Origin of the sequence: Caballeronia sp. LjRoot31 (genome assembly GCF_964253885.1) — a bacterium.
Classification (GTDB): Bacteria; Pseudomonadota; Gammaproteobacteria; order Burkholderiales; family Burkholderiaceae; genus Caballeronia.
Map to the genome: position 1 here is coordinate 1,039,945 of NZ_CAXURX020000002.1, position 17,418 is coordinate 1,057,362.

Genomic DNA, 17,418 nt, shown 5'->3' on the forward strand with positions numbered 1-17,418 from the left:
CCCGGCGTGAGCTTTTCCGTTCGCGCTGAAATTATATGAGAACGGCCATCGGCCTATTTACTCGCCGCCCGTTAGAATTAAAAGACAAGCACATGAAACAACAAAAGCGTTCACTCGCTCTATCTCTAATTGTTTTCACTGGTTTGATGAACCCGGCCATTTCTGCTTTTGCAGACGATGATGATGTTGAAACACGTCATACTGAGGCACCTCCGAGTTCGCCGCCAAATTCCGAGGCGAATGCGCCGATCAGTAATCAGGCGAAGTCCCAGGGGTTTATCGAAGATTCACATTTTAACCTTCTGTTTCGCAACTATACTGAACACTTCGAATCAGAGGGTATCAAGAAGAAGGACGCTTCGGTTCTTGCCAATCAGGCGGTATTTGAATCCGGGTATACGCGGGGATTATTCGGTGTCGGTTTTGACGCGTCGTTGTTCAGCGCGTTCAAGCTGAATGGCGGTCAAGGCGCCGGTAACCGTGTGCATTTGAATCACGACGGGCAAAGCGGGCAGAATCAGCTTGCCTGGACCTACCCGGGCGTGTGGGACGTGAAAGCGCGAGTATCGAATACGGTTGTTAAATATGGTCAACAGTTATTCGATAGCCCCTTTCTCGTTCCTCACGATAACCGCGGATTGCCGCCAACCTACCGTGGCGTTTCCCTCGCGAGCGATGAGATCAAGAACCTGACGCTGAAGGCGGGGAGTGTGGACGCGGTGCTGGCACGCGGTCAGACCAGCGTCTCGTCGTTGTCGACCGAGTATGGTGGAACGCACTTCAGCCGCTTCACGTTTGCGGGCGGTGACTATACGCCTAACGACGATACAGCCGTGTCGTTATATGGAAGTCGTGCTGAAAATGTGTGGGATCAATATTATCTGTCGCTCTCGCGCAGTATTGGGGATCCGTCCCAGATCCGCTGGACGGGCGGCCTGACTTATTACTACACCCATGACGTTGGGCAGAGTCGCGAAGGCTCCATCAATAACCACGCGTATAGCTTGCTGCTCTCGGGTACGCATAACGCGCACACGGTAGCGGTGGGATTCCAGCAGATCGCGAGCAATCAGTTCTTCGATTATGTCGGCCAGTCCGCGGGCGATTATCTGGCGAATTCGTTGGACGTCGACTACAACGCGCCGCATGAAAAATCATTGCAACTCAGTTACACGGTCAACATGAGCGGGTATGGTGTTCCGGGTTTGAAAATGACGTTGTGGAGCGCGTATGGTTGGGGTGCGGATGCTTCGGACATGGCGAATCGGTACGCCGATTCTTCAAACGCCTTGCATGATCTCTACTGGAAGAATGGCGAGCCGGTTCATGGCACCCATTACGAGTTTGGCTTCATTCCTTCCTATACGTTCGGCTCAGGAAAGCTGAAGGGAACCACTGCAAAGTTTTATTACATGCATCACCACGGCAGCACGTACTATTCGGATTCCAGTAGCGATGTTTATCGGTTGATGGTGAACGTTCCGGTTAATGTTTTTTGAAGCGTGTTTTGAAGGTCTTTTAAAAAATCGATGGTCATTGGATGGCCAAAAGGGTGCGGTGAGTGGCGTGATGGGCGTGGCTCCACGGCATGCAACCCAGTCGATAAAGCGTGGATCTTCAACCGCGCGTTCAGCCCGCCAGGTGTGCCCCCCGGCGGGTTTTTGGGGCCTGGCGCTAAGAGGTTATTGCGGAATTGGTTTTCGTTCGCACTGGGGGGATGAGGTCCGCTGGCGTTTGGTGGTCAGGGGTCAGGGGTCAGGGGTCAATGCCGGGGTGGTCGGTTCTGGGGTTAGCGGTCGGAGTCTATGCCGGGTTGGTGCTTTCGGCCGTGGTGGTTTGCGAGAGTCGGATTTTCTCTTTATCACTATTAGCCACTGTGCGTGGCGGCACGTCATTTCTTTGTCCAAAGCGACAAAGAAACGAAGCAAAGAAAGCGCTTTTAAACCACGCTACCCTAAGTGTCCACAGCGTGCAGTTTCTATTCATAGGTGCCCCAAAAGCACGGTGCTCGCCAGAGCGACGGATGTGTGAACCCCTCCTTCTACGAACACCGATACCCACACGCTTCGCCACCAGTGATTGAACCTGCCCAAGGAGCACCCCGCGCTATCCGCGGACAACCGCCCGCCGAATTTGTACGCACCTCGAACCACGCCGCCAACCCACCAAGTAACAAAGCCCCAACAATGCGTAAGGCCGTAACCGACGAAAATAACGGTGTAGGCCGCGTAGCCAACTCACCAAAGACTGAGGCAGTAATACGCGTCGCGTCGAGCTGCGGTGGATCAAGCTGTGACCCGCGAGAAAAGCGAGCCGACCAAGCAGCCACCCCAAAAGACGCGTGAGGCCGTACCGGTTCCTTGGCCACACGTGCTTGCCCGAGAGCGTACGGGGCGAAGCGTGTTCGTGTCAGGATTCGTGAGAAGGAGGGGTTCAACCATCCGTGGCTCTGGCGAGCACCGTGCTTTTGGGGCACCTATGAATGAAAACTGCACGCTGTGGACACTTAGGGTAGCGTGGTTTAAAAGCGTTTTCTTTGCTTCGTTTCTTTGTCGCTTTGGACAAAGAAATGACGTGCCGCCACGCACAGTGGCTAATAGTGATAAAGAGAAAATCCGACTCTTGCAGACCGCTAACACTGAAAGCAGCAACCCGGCGATGACCCCGACCACTAACCCCAGAACCGACCGCCCCGGCATCAACCCCGACCACTAACCCCAGAACCGACCGCTAACCCCAGAACCAACCACTAACCCCAGAACCGACCACCCCGGCATAGACTCCAACCGCTACCCCAAGATCCCGGCAACTCGGCACTGACCTCAACCACCAACTCCAACGACCAAAGCACCGCCCTAAGCCGCACCGGTAAACCCAAACCAAAACCCAAACCCCGAGCAGTGCGAACGAAACCCAATTTCGCAACAACTTCCAAGACCCTCTAACGCTGCACGCCCCAACGACGCACGGTGAGCCGTTCGAACGTATCGAACACCAGATGCTCGACGATCAGACCGATCACGATCACCGCCGCCAACCCTGCGAATACCTTGTCGGTATACAGCTCGTTACGATTTTGAAAGATGTACCAGCCGAGCCCGCCATTTCCGGAACTGGCGCCGAACACCAGTTCCGCCGCGATCAGCGTTCGCCATGCAAACGCCCACCCCACACGGAGCCCGGCCAGGATCGAAGGCAAGGCTGCGGGGACCAGAATCAGCAGCACATGCCGAAGCCCCTTCAGCCCGTAATTTCGGCCGGTCATGCGCAGCGTTTCCGGCACGGATTGAAAGCCGGAGTAGGTGTTCAACGCGAGCGGCCACAACACCGAATGCACGAGCACGAACAACAGGCTTCCAGTCCCCAGGCCGAACCACAGCAACGCGAGCGGTAGCAGCGCGATGGATGGCAAAGGATTGAACATGGCTGTCAGCATGGACAGCAGGTCGCGGCCAAAGCGCGTAGACACGGCAAGCGATGTCAGCACGAACGCCAGCGCCACGCCGAGCAGATAACCTCTCAACAGCACGGACAGGGAGATCGCCGTTTTAGCGATCAGTTCGCCCGACCAGATACCTTGCACGAACGCCGTCAATGTATCGGTGAAGGTAGGCAACAGCAGGTCATTGCCAACCGCTCGCGCTGCCACTTCCCATATTCCGATCAGCACCAGAGCGATCAACGCCTTGCGTAACCACGTCTGATTCGAAAGCCGCTTGCCGAACGGTAACGGTACTTCTACGGCGACATCCTTTAGCGGTTCGGGAATCCGTTCGTATTCTTCGCGAACCGGTGGCACGAGCGCGGCAGGTTCCAACGAGGGGATGGTGGGCGTGCTCATTGAACGGCCCCCGTGTCTTCAAACAGCAACCGATGAATGCGCGCAACGCTTTGCTGAAAGTCGGTGCGCCCCGAGCTGTCCTTGTTGAACTGGTGGCTGTTCAATTCGGCGCGAACCCGGCCAGGATGCGGTGTCAGCAGCAAGATGCGGTTGCCGACAATCAGCGCCTCCTCGATCGAATGCGTGACGAACAGCAGCGTGAAACTCGCCTCTTCCCATAAACGCAGCAGCTCCTCCTGCATCTTGCGGCGCGTGAGGGCGTCGAGCGCGGCGAACGGTTCGTCCATCAGCAACACGCGGGGTTGCATCGCCAATGCGCGAGCGATCGCCACGCGCTGTTTCATGCCACCGGAAAGCGTGTGCGGGTAGGCATCGGCGAAAGCAGAGAGGCCAACCTTATCGAGGAAATGCAGCGCTTGTTCGCGCGCCTCCGCGCGGCTCAACTTCTTGCCTACGCGCAACGGAAACGCCACGTTTTGGAGCACGGTTTTCCACGGCGGCAACTGATCAAATTCCTGGAACACGACAATGCGATCCGTACCGGGACCTCGCACGGGTTTATCGTCGATCCGGATCGTTCCCGCGGTCGGTTCGATGAAGCCAGCGACCGCTTTCAGCAGCGTTGACTTGCCGCAACCGGATGGTCCGAGCAGCACGAAACGGTCGCCGCCATACACGTCGAAGCTGACCTCGTGCGTCGCGCGCACGATGCGCTCGCGGGTGCGGTACTCGAGGCTGACTTTATCGACGGTGAGAAGCCTGGCGCTCGTCGCGGGAGAATCACTGTGCCCGGGCGGCGGATAAAGAACGGTAGGATTGGCGGCCATGGCTGTGCGTATATGCATAAAACACGACCTTAGCGGCGCGTCGCGCGCGCGTGAACCAATCATTGCGCATATTCAAAACACGCCGACGCATAAGCGACGGTTTTGCCGTTCCAGTGCCGTAATCGTACGTTCAGGCGATGATCGAAAAAACGCCCGCTGGCGCTGCGGGCGTTGTTAAAACGGGGCCATGCGGCAGGCAGGTTCAGCTTCCGTTGCCGAGCGCCGGATCGGCGAAGAAATAGTCTTGCCATGACTTTGGCTCGTTCTTGATCGCGCCGACCCGGTACATGAACTGGGCGAGCCCAAGCGTATTTTGCGGCGTGATCTTGAACTGCGTGTCCGGGTTCTTGATGATCCCGATCAGCAGCTTGCGATCAATCCTGGCATTGTTCACGCGGATATAGGTATCCGCAGCCGCTTCCGGATTCGCCGAGACGAAACGCGCGGCATCCGCGAGCGCGGCGATGAATGCGCGATACGTCTTAGGATTGTTATCGCGGAATTTTTCGGTCGCGTAGAGCACGGTGGACGAGCCTGGGCCGCCGAGGACATCGTAGGAATTCAACACGATATGCGCTTTCGGATTGCCCGCCAGTTCCTGCTCCTGGAACGGTGGATTGCCAAAGTGCCCGGTGATCTCCGTCCCGCCGGCAATGATCGCCGCGGCGGCATCCGGGTGCGGAAGGGCTTGCGTCAGCTTGTCCAGGCGATCGTAGTCCTTGTCGCCCCAGCGCTTCGCGGCGGCGAACTGCAGCACGCGCGATTGCACGGACACCGATACCGCCGGCACCGCAATGCGGTCTTTCTCCGTGAAATCGGCGATGGTCTTCACGTTCGGATTATTCGATACGAGGTAGTACGGCAGGTTGCCCAGCGAGGCCACGCCCTTGACGTTCTGCTTGCCGTGCGTGCGATCCCAGATCGTCATCAGCGGCCCGATGCCGGCGCCTGCGATATCGATGGAACCGGACAACAGGGCGTCATTGACAGCCGCGCCTCCGGATAACTTCAGCCAGTCCACCTTGATATCGATGCCGGCTTTCTTGCCTTCCTGTTCGATCAGGTTCTGGTCGCGCGCGACGTTCAGCAGCAGATACACCACGCCAAACTGTTCCGCGATCCGGATGGTGCCCTCGGCGTGCGCAGGCGTGGCTGCGGCAAGCGACGAGATGGCAACGGATAAGGAAACAAACGCCGCAGTGAGCGAGCGCAGCGACGAACGGGAACCCCCTGGTCCCCGCCGAGAGAGGGACGCAAGTGAGAACGGAAGCGGCATCGAAAGTCCGAAGAAGTGTTTTTAGAATTGAATGTGAAACAGGGTCTAAGGACGCTCAGAACGGCGTATCGCCTTCGATCGTCGTTCGATACATCTTCCGGCGCAGATGGTCAGGCGTGCCCGCTGCGAGATGCATGAGGGAGCGGTTGTCCCAGAACACGAGGTCGTGCTCGCGCCATACGTGCCGGTAGATATGCTCGTCGCGCACGCTGTGTTCAAAGAGGGCTTGCAGCAGGTCGCGGCTCTCGTCTTCGGGCAGGCCGATCACGCGCGTGGTGAAATGCTCGCTCACGAACAGCGCCTTGCGGCCGTTTTCCGGATGCGTGCGAATGATCGGATGAACGACCGGTTTGACCTGCGCGATCTGTTCGGCGGAGAGGTTGGGGCGCCACGGGCTGCGCTTTTGCAACTCGGCGTATTTCGCCAGATAGGTGTGCTCGGCAGAGCGCCCCTCAACGGCGTCGCGGAGCGCTTGCGGCAGCGTATCCCATGCCAGATGCATGTTGGCGAACAGCGTGTCGCCGCCTTCCGCGGGCAATTCCTGCGCGTGCAGCAACGAACCGAGGCTCGGTGTTTCCTTGTACGACAGGTCCGAATGCCAGAAATGCCCGGCATCGCCGAGACCAATCGGCTTGCCGTTTTCCATCACATTGGAGACGATCAGGATCTCCGGGTGGCCGGTCAATTGGAACTGATGCAGCACGTGGATTTGCAGCGGACCGAAACGGCGGCTGAAGCTGATTTGCTGGTCGGGCGTGATCCGCTGGTCGCGAAACACGACCACGTGATGGTCGAGATGAGCGCGGTGAATGCGCTTGAAATCTTCGTCGGCAAGCGGCTGGCTCAGGTCGAGACCTGTTACTTCAGCACCCAACGGTGAGCTTTCAAACGGCGTGATCTCGATGGTCTGGTGTGGGGATAAGGTCGTCACGCGGGACTCGTTAGTTCGATTAGGAGCGTCAATTCGGGGCGGGAACGCTTGAGGCAACGCGTCGCTCAAGCACCGACAACATACGCCGCAAAAGTCCAAGGTCAGACCGCGAATCTAAGATCCTGTGCGAACCAGGTCAACGAACCAAATCCCATACGCTTATCTGTTTTAACGATAAACGGGCCGCTCCAGTGGAGGAGCGGCGATTCCGCCTCGCCGAATCATCAATGATCATGCGCCGGATCGCTGCAATGAGCGCACCCGGCGGCGCTGTCATTCCACGACGACCCCAGGATCAGGCTGCAGAAATTGAGGCGCTTGTAGGTGGGGTCCTTGAGGGCGAGCACATCGGCCTTCACGTTGCCGAACGTGCTTTCCGGCTTCTTGATCGTGCCGTGAGCGAACGCATCGATGATCCCCTCCTTGAAGTTCACCTCACGCGGATGCACGGAGATGACCTGTTTGCGCTGGGACTCGGTGAACTCGTCGTAAGCGAGTCCGAGCACGTCCATCTCCACGCCCGCCGTGACCAGCGCGACCACCGGCTTCTTGTGCTGCGGAATGCCCGGCGTGGTGTGCAATGCGATTGAATCCCAAACCTGTTCTATGTCGTGTTCGCCAATGCCGTAACCCTTGAGGAAGTCGCGCGCGGCGTTCGCACCGTCCACTTCGAAACGATCATTCGCGCTGCTGTACGCGTCGATCAAGCCCATGTCATGGAACATGGCCCCTATGTAAAGCAGTTCCGCGTCATAGGCCAACTGACGCCGTTCGCCGGTCAACGCGCCAAACAGGAACACGCGGCGCGAGTGGTTATACAGCAGGTCCGGCTCGGTGTCGCGAACGAGTTCGGTCGCCGCGCGCGCCATGGCGCTGTCGGGAATGCGGATGCCGGCGATGGTGGTAGTCATGTTCAATGTTCCTTGAGTGTTGGGCTTCTCCACGATGCCGCGTTCGATGCCGCGAACACCTTGCTAAAATGCGCTGTTCGGAGCGGGTCATCGGGAGAAACGAAAGAGGGTGGACGACAAATTCAGTGTGGCCGCGCGCCGCCACGGCCGCAATGCATTGGGTCCGTCGAAGTCTGCCAACCGCACGGCGTCTGCTGCCAAGCGCGTAAAACGCGTGAAAAAACAGCCCTTTCCGTGGGACTGGAGTAAAGCGCTATGGGACCTGAGTAAGCGCTAAAGCGCCAACTCTGGTCGACACGCTTACTCCGGTCGACCGCAATGAATTGCATGGGACGGGAGTAAGCGCTATGGGACCGGAGTAAGCGCTGAAGCGCTAACTCCGGTCGACACGCTAACTCCCGTCGACAAAGGAGCATGACCTCATGCGTAGCGTCGCTATCGCGATTTTTCCGCAAGTGCAGGCGCTAGATGTAGCGGGTCCACTCGACGTATTCGCCGAGGCGAACGGTTTCGTCGCGCCGGATGCGGGGTACGCGATCACGCTGGTCAGCGCGGACAATGCGCCGGTGCGCGCATCGAATGGCACCCGAATGCTGGCGGACACGACATGCGAGGAGCCGCGGCAGCGCTACGATATCGCCCTCGTGGCGGGTGGTCCCGGGCTGCCCTTCGATCCCCCCGATCCGCGCCTGAGCACGTGGCTGCGCGACGTTGCTTCTCGTTGCGAGCGCTACGGTTCGATCTGCACCGGCGCGTTCGCGCTGGGTCATGCCGGTCTGATCGATGGGCGTCATGTCACAACGCACTGGCAAAATGCGCCGCAACTCGCACGGCAATTTCCGCTGGCCCAGGTTGAGCTCGACCGTATACATATTCGCGACGGCAACCTGGTGACATCGGCGGGCGTGACGGCGGGGATTGACGTTGCCCTCTCGCTTGTTGCCGAAGATCACGGCTCGCGTATCGCGCTCGCTGTCGCCAAGCGTCTGGTGGTATTTGCGCAGCGCCGCGGCGGCCAGTCGCAATTCAGCCCGTACCTGAGTGCGCCTGCCGACGAAACGTCGCCCGCAGCCAAGGTGCAGGCGTACGTGATGGAGCATATTGGCGAACGCATGACGGTGGAAAAGCTGGCGCAGATCGCGGGCATGAGCGAGCGCAATTTCGCGCGCGCGTTCGTCGAGGCGACCGGAGTGACACCGCATGATTTCGTGGAGCGCGCGCGTATTGATGCAGCGCGCAACGCGCTGGAAAGCAGCACGACGCCGTTGAAAACGATCGCGTACGAGTGCGGCTTCGGAACGGCGGACCGCATGCGAATTGTGTTCCGGCAACGCCTGGGGGTGTCTCCGAATGATTATCGTCTGAGCTTTCAGAAACTCGGGGCGGACGCTTGACGATGGCTCACCGGCGCATGCTGCCTAGCCGTCATGTGTTCCAGACACTTCGGCGCGGACGACTTGATGCAACACACGAACGCACGTCACGCGCGGGGCGATGATCGTCTATGGCGATGTCAAACTCCGGCCGAGCGTTTCGCGTTATCGCTTACCGTATGCTGGACCACTTCATGCTCATGCAAGACATGAGCATCCGCGAGTGAACTGCTGTCTTTTCGACACTCTCGGGACATGTCAAACCGCAACACAATGACCGAGGCCGCCCCGCCTTCCTGTCAATCCGAGAGCGTTTTTCCTCATCTGGCCGACGCCATGGTTCCTTCTCGAATCGCTCGGAGCCGGTCCAATGAATCTGGAGATTTTAATGAAAGATGCTTATGAACGGCGTGCGCTATTGCTGCATCTGGGCGATGTGCTGGAGGCGCTGTCGTGCTTGTCGCGTAGCGACCGGCGCCACGCTACGCTCGGCGACGCGATTGCCCGTGAGGACTCGCTTGCCAGTTTCACATGGCTGGGATATCTCGATGCCGCCCTGACCCCGCAACAGGTGAACGAACGCGCGACCGCGGCATTTTTCCTCTGGCCAAAAACCCTGCTCGATGAAGACCTGAACCGGTCATTGCTGGCGTCGACGGTGCAGCATGATCTCTTCGCCGGCAATACCCAGGGGTGGGAGCGTTACGTCAAGGAGCGCAGAACCGACGTGGCATGGTTTGCGGAAGGTTTGCAAGCACCGTCAGACGAAGCCAGACCGGAATCGCGTTTTAGCCGCTGGCCGTGGCCGGCAGAGACCGGGGCATCCTGAGGCCTTAAAGTTTTTTGCTCATGCCGCCTGTTCGCGCGACAAGACCGCCTGCAAAAAACTGCGTGTGCGGGCTTCGCGCGGCGCCCCGAAGATCTGTGCCGGGAGTCCCGCCTCGATCACGCTGCCATGGTCCATCACCACGACCGTGTCAGCCACATCGCGCGCAAAATTCATCTCATGCGTAACGATCAGCATGGTCATGCCTTCGCTCGCGAGAGCCTGCATGACCTGCAGCACCTCACCGACCAGTTCGGGATCGAGCGCGGACGTGGGTTCATCGAAGAGCATGACTTGTGGACGCATCGCAAGCGCCCGTGCAATCGCTACGCGTTGCTTCTGCCCGCCGGATAAAGTGCCCGGATAAACGTCTGCCTTATGACCGAGCCCGACCTTCGCCAGCAGGGCGCGCGCCTGGGCGTCGGCCTCCGCCGCGCTCACGCGGACCAGCGAGCGCGGCGCGAGCGTGACGTTCTGCAGCACGGTCAGATGCGGAAACAGGTTGAACGATTGAAATACCATGCCGACATCCCGGCGGATTCGGTTCAGGCCGTTCTCATCGATCATCCGGCCGTTGTCCACCAGCGCATGACCGCAGATCCGGACCGTGCCTTCTTCGGCCGTTTCCAGCCCGTTCAGGCAGCGCAGGAAGGTGCTCTTGCCCGAGCCGCTCGGCCCGATCACCACAATCACCTGAGATGGCTGCACGTCCATATCGATACCGTTCAGCACGCGGTTGGGTCCGAACGACTTCGCCAGTTGCCTGACTGAAACAATGGGCTCATTCATACTCATATTCACGGTCGTGCTCATGGTCAGACTCTCCCGTCGGCACGCAGTGATTTTTCTGTCTTGCGCAATACCAGCGACGTCGCGCTCGTCAGGATCAGGTAGATGAACGCGATCACTATGTACACCTCGAGCGACCGGTACGACACGCTAATGATCTTCTCGCCTTCGTGCATCAGGTCGTTGATTGTCAGCAGGGAGACCAGCGCCGAGTTCTTGATCAACGCGATGAACTCGTTGCCGAGCGGCGGAATCATGCGTACGAACGCTTGCGGCAAGATCACTTTGCGCATGGCCATTCGATAAGGCATCCCAAGCGATCGCGCGGCTTCCATCTGGCCACGATCCACTGATTGAATCGACCCTCGCACGATCTCCGACACATACGCGCCGCTATAAACGCCGAGTCCGAGCACACCGCACGCGAACGCGGGCAGCATGATGCCGAACTGCGGCAGGCCGAAGAACAGGATGAAAAGCTGCACGAGCAAGGGCGTGCCGCGTATGAACGTGAGATAGGCAGTGCAGATGCCATAGACCACGCGGCGCTGCGGCGCGAGCCTGCCGATCCCTACCAGCAGGCCGAGCACGCAGCCGAGTACGAGTGAGCAGGCCGTGACTTCGACAGTCGTCGCAGCGCCGGTCGCGAGTGCTTCCCAGCCTGCCCATACGGGTGAAAAATCGAGCGTCATCGGTTACTCCGGTAAGGACCGCCGCGTTACTGCTTGCCGAACCACTTCGTGGTGAGCGCGTCGTAGGTGCCGTTGGCGCGCAATGTCAGCAGCGCCTTGTTCATCTGCGCCGTCAGCGCGGTTTCGTCCTTGCGCAGCGCGAAGCCGTACAGCTCGGTGGTGAGTCCCTTGTCGAGTACACGCACGTTGGGTTGTACCTTCGCGTATTCCACGGCAGCGGGACGCCCGGTGACCGCGGCATCGGCGCGGCCGATGTTCACCAGATCGAACATCTCCTGGTTCTTTTCAACTTCCACGCGCTGTACCTTCGGATAGTTGTCTTTCAGGAAGGCGACCGATTTCGTGCCGACCTGCACGGTCACTTTCTTGCCGTCGAGATCCGCGGGCGTCTTGATCGACGTATCGTTCTTGCGCACCAGTACAACGAGGCCGCCCTTGTAGTACGGATCGGTGAAATCGACGACATTGCGGCGTTCGTCCGTCATGTAGATGCCCGACGCGGCGACGTCGAAGCGATTCGCGATCAACCCTGGAATCAACCCTTTGAAGTCGATGTCCACCCATTGCACTTTCTTGCCCATGGTCTTGGCCATGGCTTCGATCAACTCGATATCGAAGCCGGTGCGCTTGCCGTCCTTGACGAATTCGAGCGGGGGAAAGGTCGCATCGGTCGCCACGCGGATGGTGTCATCGGCGGCGCGGGCGGCGGGCGCGGCGGCCACACCAACGACAACAGCGAGCGCGAGGGCGGAGAGTGCCTGGATCAGTTTCATGCTGGTTTCCTTGGATAGCGTGGACCACGCAAAGTTGAAAATAAGGGGCTCAAAGCTTGTAGCCGATGCGATCTGCGGCAGCGCGCGTGAGTTGCGCCAGTTCGGCTTCACGTCCCGCAATGCGAGCAACGGGCGCCATCAAGGTAATGGTTCCTTCCAGTCGTCCCGCATCCGATATAAGCGGGGCGCTCACGCCCCATACGCCTATATCGACTTCACTCTCGCTCGTCGCAAATCGCCGACGGCGAATCTCCTCCAGTTGCACCCGTAGCGCGGCGGCGCTTTCCGCGTCGTCGGGTGCGCTGCCGGCGATCAGGACATCGGCCTTGGCTTCGGGCAGGAACGCGAGCAGTGCTTTCGCCGAGGCGCCGCGTGTCAGCGGATGCGCGCGGCCACGGGCGAACGAGCAGCGCAGCGGCTGGTCGCTTTCAATCATTGAGAGGCACACGACCGCGTCGTTGATCGGTACAAGCAAGCCGACACTCTCGCCGGTCCTTTGCACGAGCGCCTGGATCTCATCGCGGCTTTGAGTGACGAGCTGCGCGTTCTGGTCGAAACCCCATGCGAGTTGTACGCTGGACGGACCCGGTTCGAACAGGCCGGAGTTCGCATGCTCCTGCAAGAGTCCCCACTGCTTGAGCGAGCCCAGCAGCCGGTACACAGTGGACAAAGGTGCGCCAATATCCGCGGCGATCTGCTTGGCGCCGATCGGCCGCCCCGCACGTGCGACGCTGGTCAGCGCGTGCAGGACGCGATCGATGACGGAGGAGGATTCGGCCGGATGCTTCATGACGGAAGTTTCACTCGCCAATTCTCAAAAAAAGAAATCAATTCTTATCGGATGAGAAAATGACCCGATGAGGCGAGTTTCCCTTCGGCGCTGCACGATGATCGGCAAAAAAGTCCGGCTTGCAGGAGAATCCGGGCGTTGCCCAAAGGAATTGCCTGGCTGCAAAGCCGACTGAAAGACCCCGCGCTGCACCCCAAGGACCGAGACATGGACTATCTGACAAGCCTCAAAGTGTTCCGCGCGGTCGTGGAGGCGAAGAGTTTCACGCGCGCCGCCGATCTGCTTGGCGTGTCGCCGCCGGTCGTGTCGCGCGCCATCGCCACGCTTGAGCAACGGCTGGGCAACCGGCTCTTTCACCGCACCACACGCCACATCTCTTTGACCGAGACCGCCGAGCAATTCTTCGCGGGCTGTTCACGTGTGCTGGATGAACTCGACGCGCTGGAGGCGCAGGCGTCGGATCGCACCAGTGATCCGACCGGCATGCTGCGGCTGGTCGCTCACACGACGGCGACGGTCAACCGGCTGGTCCCGCTGATCGCCACTTTCCGCCGTCGATACCCGCTGATCGGACTCGACGTCACGCTGACCGAGCGTCCCGTGGACCTGGTGGCGGACGGTTATGACCTTGGTGTCGTGCTGCCCTTCATGCTGACCAGCGACACTACTGTCACGCGCCTGCTCGAGCGCATTCCGCTCGTCATTGTGGTGACGCCTGGGTATCTGGAAGGCAAGCAGCGGCCGATGCATCCGTCCGCGCTCGCCGGGCTTGAGTTCGTCGCGATGCATGCGTCGATCCGCAAGCCCATGCTGACGTTCCGGCTGGACGGAGGCGAACAGATCACGGTGCCGCTGAAGGCGGACGTGACGTCGAACAACGCGGTGCTCAACCGCGAACTGGTGCTGGAGGGCTTCGGCCTGGGTGTATTGCCTTCTGCGCTGGTTCGCGACGAACTGGCGTCCGGCAAGCTGGTGTCGTTGCTGGACGACTTCGAGATCGTCGATGGCGCGATCGAGATTCGTTTGGCTTACAGCAGTCGCACATTGCTGCCGGCCAAGGTGCGGGCGTTCATTGAACACGCGGTGGAATTCTTCGAAGCTTAAGCGAAGCGGCCAGGCTTTCATTTTAATTTCACATCAATTTCCTTTCGATTGTTGACGGATTCGTCATTAATTTGATGCGCGCGATAACGGTTGACCACGTGCATATGCACACTTAATCTGTGCACATGCACACACGACCTTCCAGACACGACGACTGTTTTGCGGTTCGCCAGGCTGCGCGGCACATCTCGCAGTTGTACGAGCGGCATTTGTCGGCGGTGCAGATCACGCCGACGCAATTCAGCATCGTCTCCGCGCTTGCACGCACGCCGGACATGACGATGGCGGAACTCGCGCAGGCCATGGTGATGGAGCGCACGACGCTGGTCCGGGTGCTGCAGCCGTTGCTGCGCAGCGGGCTTGTCCTGGCGGAGCTGGGCGGACCTTGCCAGCGGCGTTTGCAGTTGACGCTGACCGAAGGCGGACGGACCAAGCTCGCCGACGCGCTGCAGCACTGGCAGGCAGCACAAGAAGAATTCGAGGCGAAGTTCGGGCGCCGGCAGGCGGCACGTCTGCGGCGCGAACTGTTCCGCCTGACCAGCGAGTGAGCCACGCGAGCCATTCGTCACCCCCGCATGAAGAATTCGACGCAACCAACAGGACTCACCGATGACCACTCCTTCCACGCCGATTATCTCCACCGCCGCGCCCACGGCTGAGCGCGGAGCGCGGCGGCCTTTTCGACTCGGCTGGATGCCGCTCGCGATCATCGTGGTGGTGATCGTGATCGCTGCCGCGGCGACGTACTGGTTCACCGTGTTGCGCTTCGTTCAAAGCACGGACGACGCGTATGTCGGCGGCAACGTGACGGTGATGGCGCCGAAGGTGAACGGCTTCGTTACCGAACTGCTTGTCACCGATAACCAGCGCGTGAAAGCGAACCAGGTGCTGATCCGGCTCGACTCACGGGACTACGACGCGAGGCTTGCACAGGCCAATGCAGACGTGCAGGGCGCGCGTGCCGCAGTCGCGGAACTCGAAGCGAAGCAGCAACTACAGGCCGCCGTGATCAACCAGAGCCAGGCAGAGGTGCGGGCATCGGCGGCGGAAGTTACGCGCAGTGCGTCCGACCAGGTGCGTTACCGGCAACTCGTCAAGGACGAGGCGGTATCGGACCAAGTAGTCGAACGCGCCGACGCGGATTACCTGAAGGCCCGCGCCACGCTCGATAACAGCAACGCAGCGGCACTGGCCTCGCAACGCCAGCTCGCCGTGCTGGCCGCACAGATAGACGACGCCCGCGCCCGTGTCGCGACCGCTGAAGCGTTGCGGCGCGTAGCCGAACTGAACGTGGAGTACACGACCATCCGCGCGCCTGTGGACGGTTATGTCGGTAACCGGACGGCGCGCGTGGGCATGCTCGCGAACACGGGGGCGTCGCTGCTGACGATCGTGCCCGCCGACGGCTTGTGGATCGATGCGAACTTCAAGGAGGACCAGCTCAAGAAGATGCATGTGGGCGACCGCGTGGACGTTGAACTCGACGCCTCCAGCGGGACCTTTCAAGGTCATGTAGAAAGTCTGGCGCCAGCGACCGGTGCGACCTTCAGCGTGCTGCCGCCCGAGAACGCGACCGGCAACTTCACGAAGATCGTGCAGCGCGTCCCGGTGCGGATTCGCCTCGACGTACCGAAGGACATGCAGAACGTGTTGCGCGCCGGCCTTTCGGCGACGGTCAAGGTTCACCTCGACAGCGCGAGCCGTTCATGAGCCCCGCCGTTCCACTGAACCCCGCCAACCAGCCCACGAGACAGCGTATTTTCGCGTTCGCACTGATGTGCCTGGGCTTTTTCATGGCGACGCTGGACATCCAGATCGTGGCGTCGTCGCTGAAGGAAATCGGCGGCGGTTTGTCGGCGAGCCAGGACGAACTTTCGTGGGTGCAGACCTCGTATCTGATCGCGGAAATCCTGGTGATCCCGATGTCAGGCTGGCTCTCGAAAGTGTTCTCCACGCGCTGGCTCTTCGTGGCTTCTGCGGTCGGTTTCACCGTCACGAGCATGCTGTGCGGCCTCGCGTGGGACATCAATTCGATGATCATTTTCCGCGGCCTGCAAGGTGCGCTCGGCGCGGCAATGATCCCGACGGTCTTCACCACGGCATTCGTGCTGTTCCCCGGCAAGCAGCGGCTGATTGCATCGACGACGATCGGCGCGCTCGCTTCTCTCGCCCCGGCGATTGGCCCCGTGATCGGGGGATGGATCACGTCGCAATGGTCATGGCACTGGCTGTTCTATCTGAACCTCGTGCCGGGACTGGTCGTCGCGATCATGGTGCCGAAGTTCGTGCACATCGACGAACCGGACCTGTCGTTGCTGAAGAAGGGCGACTACCTGGGCATCGCATTGATGTCGGGTTTCCTTGGTTGCCTTGAATATGTGTTGGAGGAGGGCCCGCGCAAGAACTGGTTCGGCGACGATGTGATCATCACGTGCACGTGGATCTCCGCTATCTGTGGCTTCCTGTTTCTTGTGCATGCATTCACTGCGAAAGATCCCGTTGTCGATCTGCGCGCGCTCGCGGTCAGGAACTTTGCAATTGGCTGTTTGTTGTCGTTCGTGACGGGCATCGGCATCTTCGTCGCTGTATTTCTCACGCCGCTGTTCCTCAGCCGCGTGCGTGAACTGGATTCGCTGCAGATCGGGATTGCGTTGTTGTCGGTAGGTGTCTTTCAGTTGCTTGCGCTCGGCGCCTATGCGTTCGCTTCCCGTCTGGTCGACATGCGCTGGTGTCTGCTCTTCGGCCTCGTGTGTTTTGGTCTTGGCTGTTATTTCTACGTGCCGCTTACGAACGACTGGGGCTGGCAGCAACTGCTATTGCCGCAGGCGCTGCGCGGTATTGGCCAGCAGTTCGCGGTGCCGCCTATCGTGACAATGGCGCTGGGCTCGCTGCCGCAATCGCGCCTGAAGTCGGCGAGCGGACTGTTCAACCTGATGCGTAATCTCGGCGGCGCGATTGGCATTGCGGTCAGCGCGACCATGCTCAACGACCGGCTGAATTTTCACTATCTGCGCATCAGCGAGCGCGTCACGACGGGCAGTCCGGAGACGGAAGCGTTCTTGTCGAGGCAATTTACGCACTGGGGATCGGTGGCCGGAGATGCGCTGAACGCGACCAACGCGGGCCTTGCCAACCTGCATGCACTGGTGTTCCGCGAAGCGCTGGTGATGACCTTCTCCGACACCTTCTACGTACTCGCAATGTGCTTCGCGGTCGGCATAGTCAGCGTGCTTTTCGTGCGGCCCATTGGCGCCGCGCCGCCTTCTCCTGACGCTCATTGAGGTC

The 17,418-nt window shown here is 59.9% G+C and carries 17 protein-coding genes; 8 read left to right on the forward strand and 9 right to left on the reverse strand.

Translation table 11 applies throughout. The features are described 5' to 3' along the window. Nucleotides 1–92: 92 nt before the first annotated feature. Nucleotides 93–1,499, forward strand: a complete 1,407-nt coding sequence (locus ACSQ8V_RS23050; protein ID WP_436207272.1) for an OprD family outer membrane porin — start codon at nucleotides 93–95, stop codon at nucleotides 1,497–1,499. A 1,442-nt stretch (nucleotides 1,500–2,941) separates the two neighbouring features. On the opposite strand, the gene ACSQ8V_RS23055 is transcribed toward ACSQ8V_RS23050, so the two are convergent. The 5 genes from ACSQ8V_RS23055 to ACSQ8V_RS23075 form a co-directional block, all read right to left on the reverse strand. Further along, entirely contained in the window at nucleotides 2,942–3,841 is a 900-nt protein-coding gene (locus tag ACSQ8V_RS23055; RefSeq protein WP_436207273.1) for an ABC transporter permease, read from the reverse strand. Continuing rightward, the gene (locus ACSQ8V_RS23060; RefSeq protein ID WP_436183838.1) at nucleotides 3,838–4,668 is read right to left on the reverse strand and encodes an ABC transporter ATP-binding protein; all 831 of its coding nucleotides are present in this window, start codon (nucleotides 4,666–4,668) and stop codon (nucleotides 3,838–3,840) included. Before ACSQ8V_RS23060 ends, ACSQ8V_RS23055 begins: the two co-directional genes overlap by 4 nt. A gap of 202 nt (nucleotides 4,669–4,870) precedes the next feature. Beyond that, nucleotides 4,871–5,944 carry an ABC transporter substrate-binding protein gene (locus ACSQ8V_RS23065; RefSeq protein WP_213762235.1) on the reverse strand — a complete coding sequence of 358 codons (1,074 nt, stop codon included), beginning with the start codon at nucleotides 5,942–5,944 and terminating at the stop codon, nucleotides 4,871–4,873. Nucleotides 5,945–5,999: 55 nt separating this feature from the next. Beyond that, nucleotides 6,000–6,875, reverse strand: coding sequence for a TauD/TfdA dioxygenase family protein (locus ACSQ8V_RS23070; RefSeq protein WP_436207274.1), 876 nt, complete (start codon nucleotides 6,873–6,875; stop codon nucleotides 6,000–6,002). A 224-nt stretch (nucleotides 6,876–7,099) separates the two neighbouring features. Next, nucleotides 7,100–7,786, reverse strand: a complete 687-nt coding sequence (locus tag ACSQ8V_RS23075) for an HD domain-containing protein (RefSeq protein WP_436207275.1) — start codon at nucleotides 7,784–7,786, stop codon at nucleotides 7,100–7,102. Between the two features lie 109 nt (nucleotides 7,787–7,895). Here ACSQ8V_RS23075 and ACSQ8V_RS23080 point away from each other — a divergent pair, with 109 nt between their 5' ends. The 3 genes from ACSQ8V_RS23080 (at nucleotide 7,896) to ACSQ8V_RS23090 (ending at nucleotide 9,988) form a co-directional block, all read left to right on the forward strand. After that, on the forward strand, nucleotides 7,896–8,063 hold the full coding sequence (locus tag ACSQ8V_RS23080) for a hypothetical protein (protein ID WP_436207276.1): 168 nt from the start codon (nucleotides 7,896–7,898) through the stop codon (nucleotides 8,061–8,063). Between the two features lie 145 nt (nucleotides 8,064–8,208). After that, on the forward strand, nucleotides 8,209–9,180 hold the full coding sequence (locus tag ACSQ8V_RS23085; RefSeq protein WP_436207277.1) for a GlxA family transcriptional regulator: 972 nt from the start codon (nucleotides 8,209–8,211) through the stop codon (nucleotides 9,178–9,180). Nucleotides 9,181–9,547: 367 nt separating this feature from the next. After that, entirely contained in the window at nucleotides 9,548–9,988 is a 441-nt protein-coding gene (locus ACSQ8V_RS23090; protein WP_436207278.1) for a hypothetical protein, read from the forward strand. An 18-nt stretch (nucleotides 9,989–10,006) separates the two neighbouring features. Here ACSQ8V_RS23090 and ACSQ8V_RS23095 read toward each other — a convergent pair whose 3' ends face one another. Genes ACSQ8V_RS23095 through ACSQ8V_RS23110 form a run of 4 tightly spaced genes read right to left on the reverse strand, consistent with a single transcriptional unit; the run spans nucleotide 10,007 to nucleotide 13,029 of the window. Then, a complete protein-coding gene (locus ACSQ8V_RS23095; RefSeq protein WP_436207279.1) occupies nucleotides 10,007–10,798 on the reverse strand; it encodes an amino acid ABC transporter ATP-binding protein in 792 nt (263 codons plus the stop codon). 2 nt (nucleotides 10,799–10,800) lie between these two features. Next, nucleotides 10,801–11,466: an amino acid ABC transporter permease gene (locus ACSQ8V_RS23100; RefSeq protein ID WP_213762241.1), complete on the reverse strand. Its 666-nt coding sequence runs from the start codon at nucleotides 11,464–11,466 to the stop codon at nucleotides 10,801–10,803. A gap of 26 nt (nucleotides 11,467–11,492) precedes the next feature. Further along, the gene (locus ACSQ8V_RS23105) at nucleotides 11,493–12,239 is read right to left on the reverse strand and encodes a transporter substrate-binding domain-containing protein (RefSeq protein ID WP_436207280.1); all 747 of its coding nucleotides are present in this window, start codon (nucleotides 12,237–12,239) and stop codon (nucleotides 11,493–11,495) included. 49 nt (nucleotides 12,240–12,288) lie between these two features. After that, nucleotides 12,289–13,029 (reverse strand): IclR family transcriptional regulator, encoded by a 741-nt coding sequence (locus ACSQ8V_RS23110; RefSeq protein ID WP_213762243.1) that lies wholly within the window; start codon nucleotides 13,027–13,029, stop codon nucleotides 12,289–12,291. A gap of 207 nt (nucleotides 13,030–13,236) precedes the next feature. On the opposite strand from ACSQ8V_RS23110, the gene ACSQ8V_RS23115 reads away from it, so the two are divergent. The 4 genes from ACSQ8V_RS23115 to ACSQ8V_RS23130 all read left to right on the forward strand — a co-directional run bounded on the left by ACSQ8V_RS23115 (nucleotide 13,237) and on the right by ACSQ8V_RS23130 (nucleotide 17,414). Further along, on the forward strand, nucleotides 13,237–14,133 hold the full coding sequence (locus tag ACSQ8V_RS23115; RefSeq protein ID WP_213762299.1) for a LysR family transcriptional regulator: 897 nt from the start codon (nucleotides 13,237–13,239) through the stop codon (nucleotides 14,131–14,133). Nucleotides 14,134–14,258: 125 nt separating this feature from the next. Beyond that, a complete protein-coding gene (locus ACSQ8V_RS23120; protein WP_436183847.1) occupies nucleotides 14,259–14,681 on the forward strand; it encodes a MarR family winged helix-turn-helix transcriptional regulator in 423 nt (140 codons plus the stop codon). A gap of 61 nt (nucleotides 14,682–14,742) precedes the next feature. After that, nucleotides 14,743–15,843, forward strand: coding sequence for an HlyD family secretion protein (locus ACSQ8V_RS23125; protein ID WP_255631154.1), 1,101 nt, complete (start codon nucleotides 14,743–14,745; stop codon nucleotides 15,841–15,843). Beyond that, nucleotides 15,840–17,414: a DHA2 family efflux MFS transporter permease subunit gene (locus ACSQ8V_RS23130; protein ID WP_436207281.1), complete on the forward strand. Its 1,575-nt coding sequence runs from the start codon at nucleotides 15,840–15,842 to the stop codon at nucleotides 17,412–17,414. The genes ACSQ8V_RS23125 and ACSQ8V_RS23130 overlap by 4 nt, the downstream gene beginning before the upstream one ends. Nucleotides 17,415–17,418 lie beyond the last annotated feature (4 nt).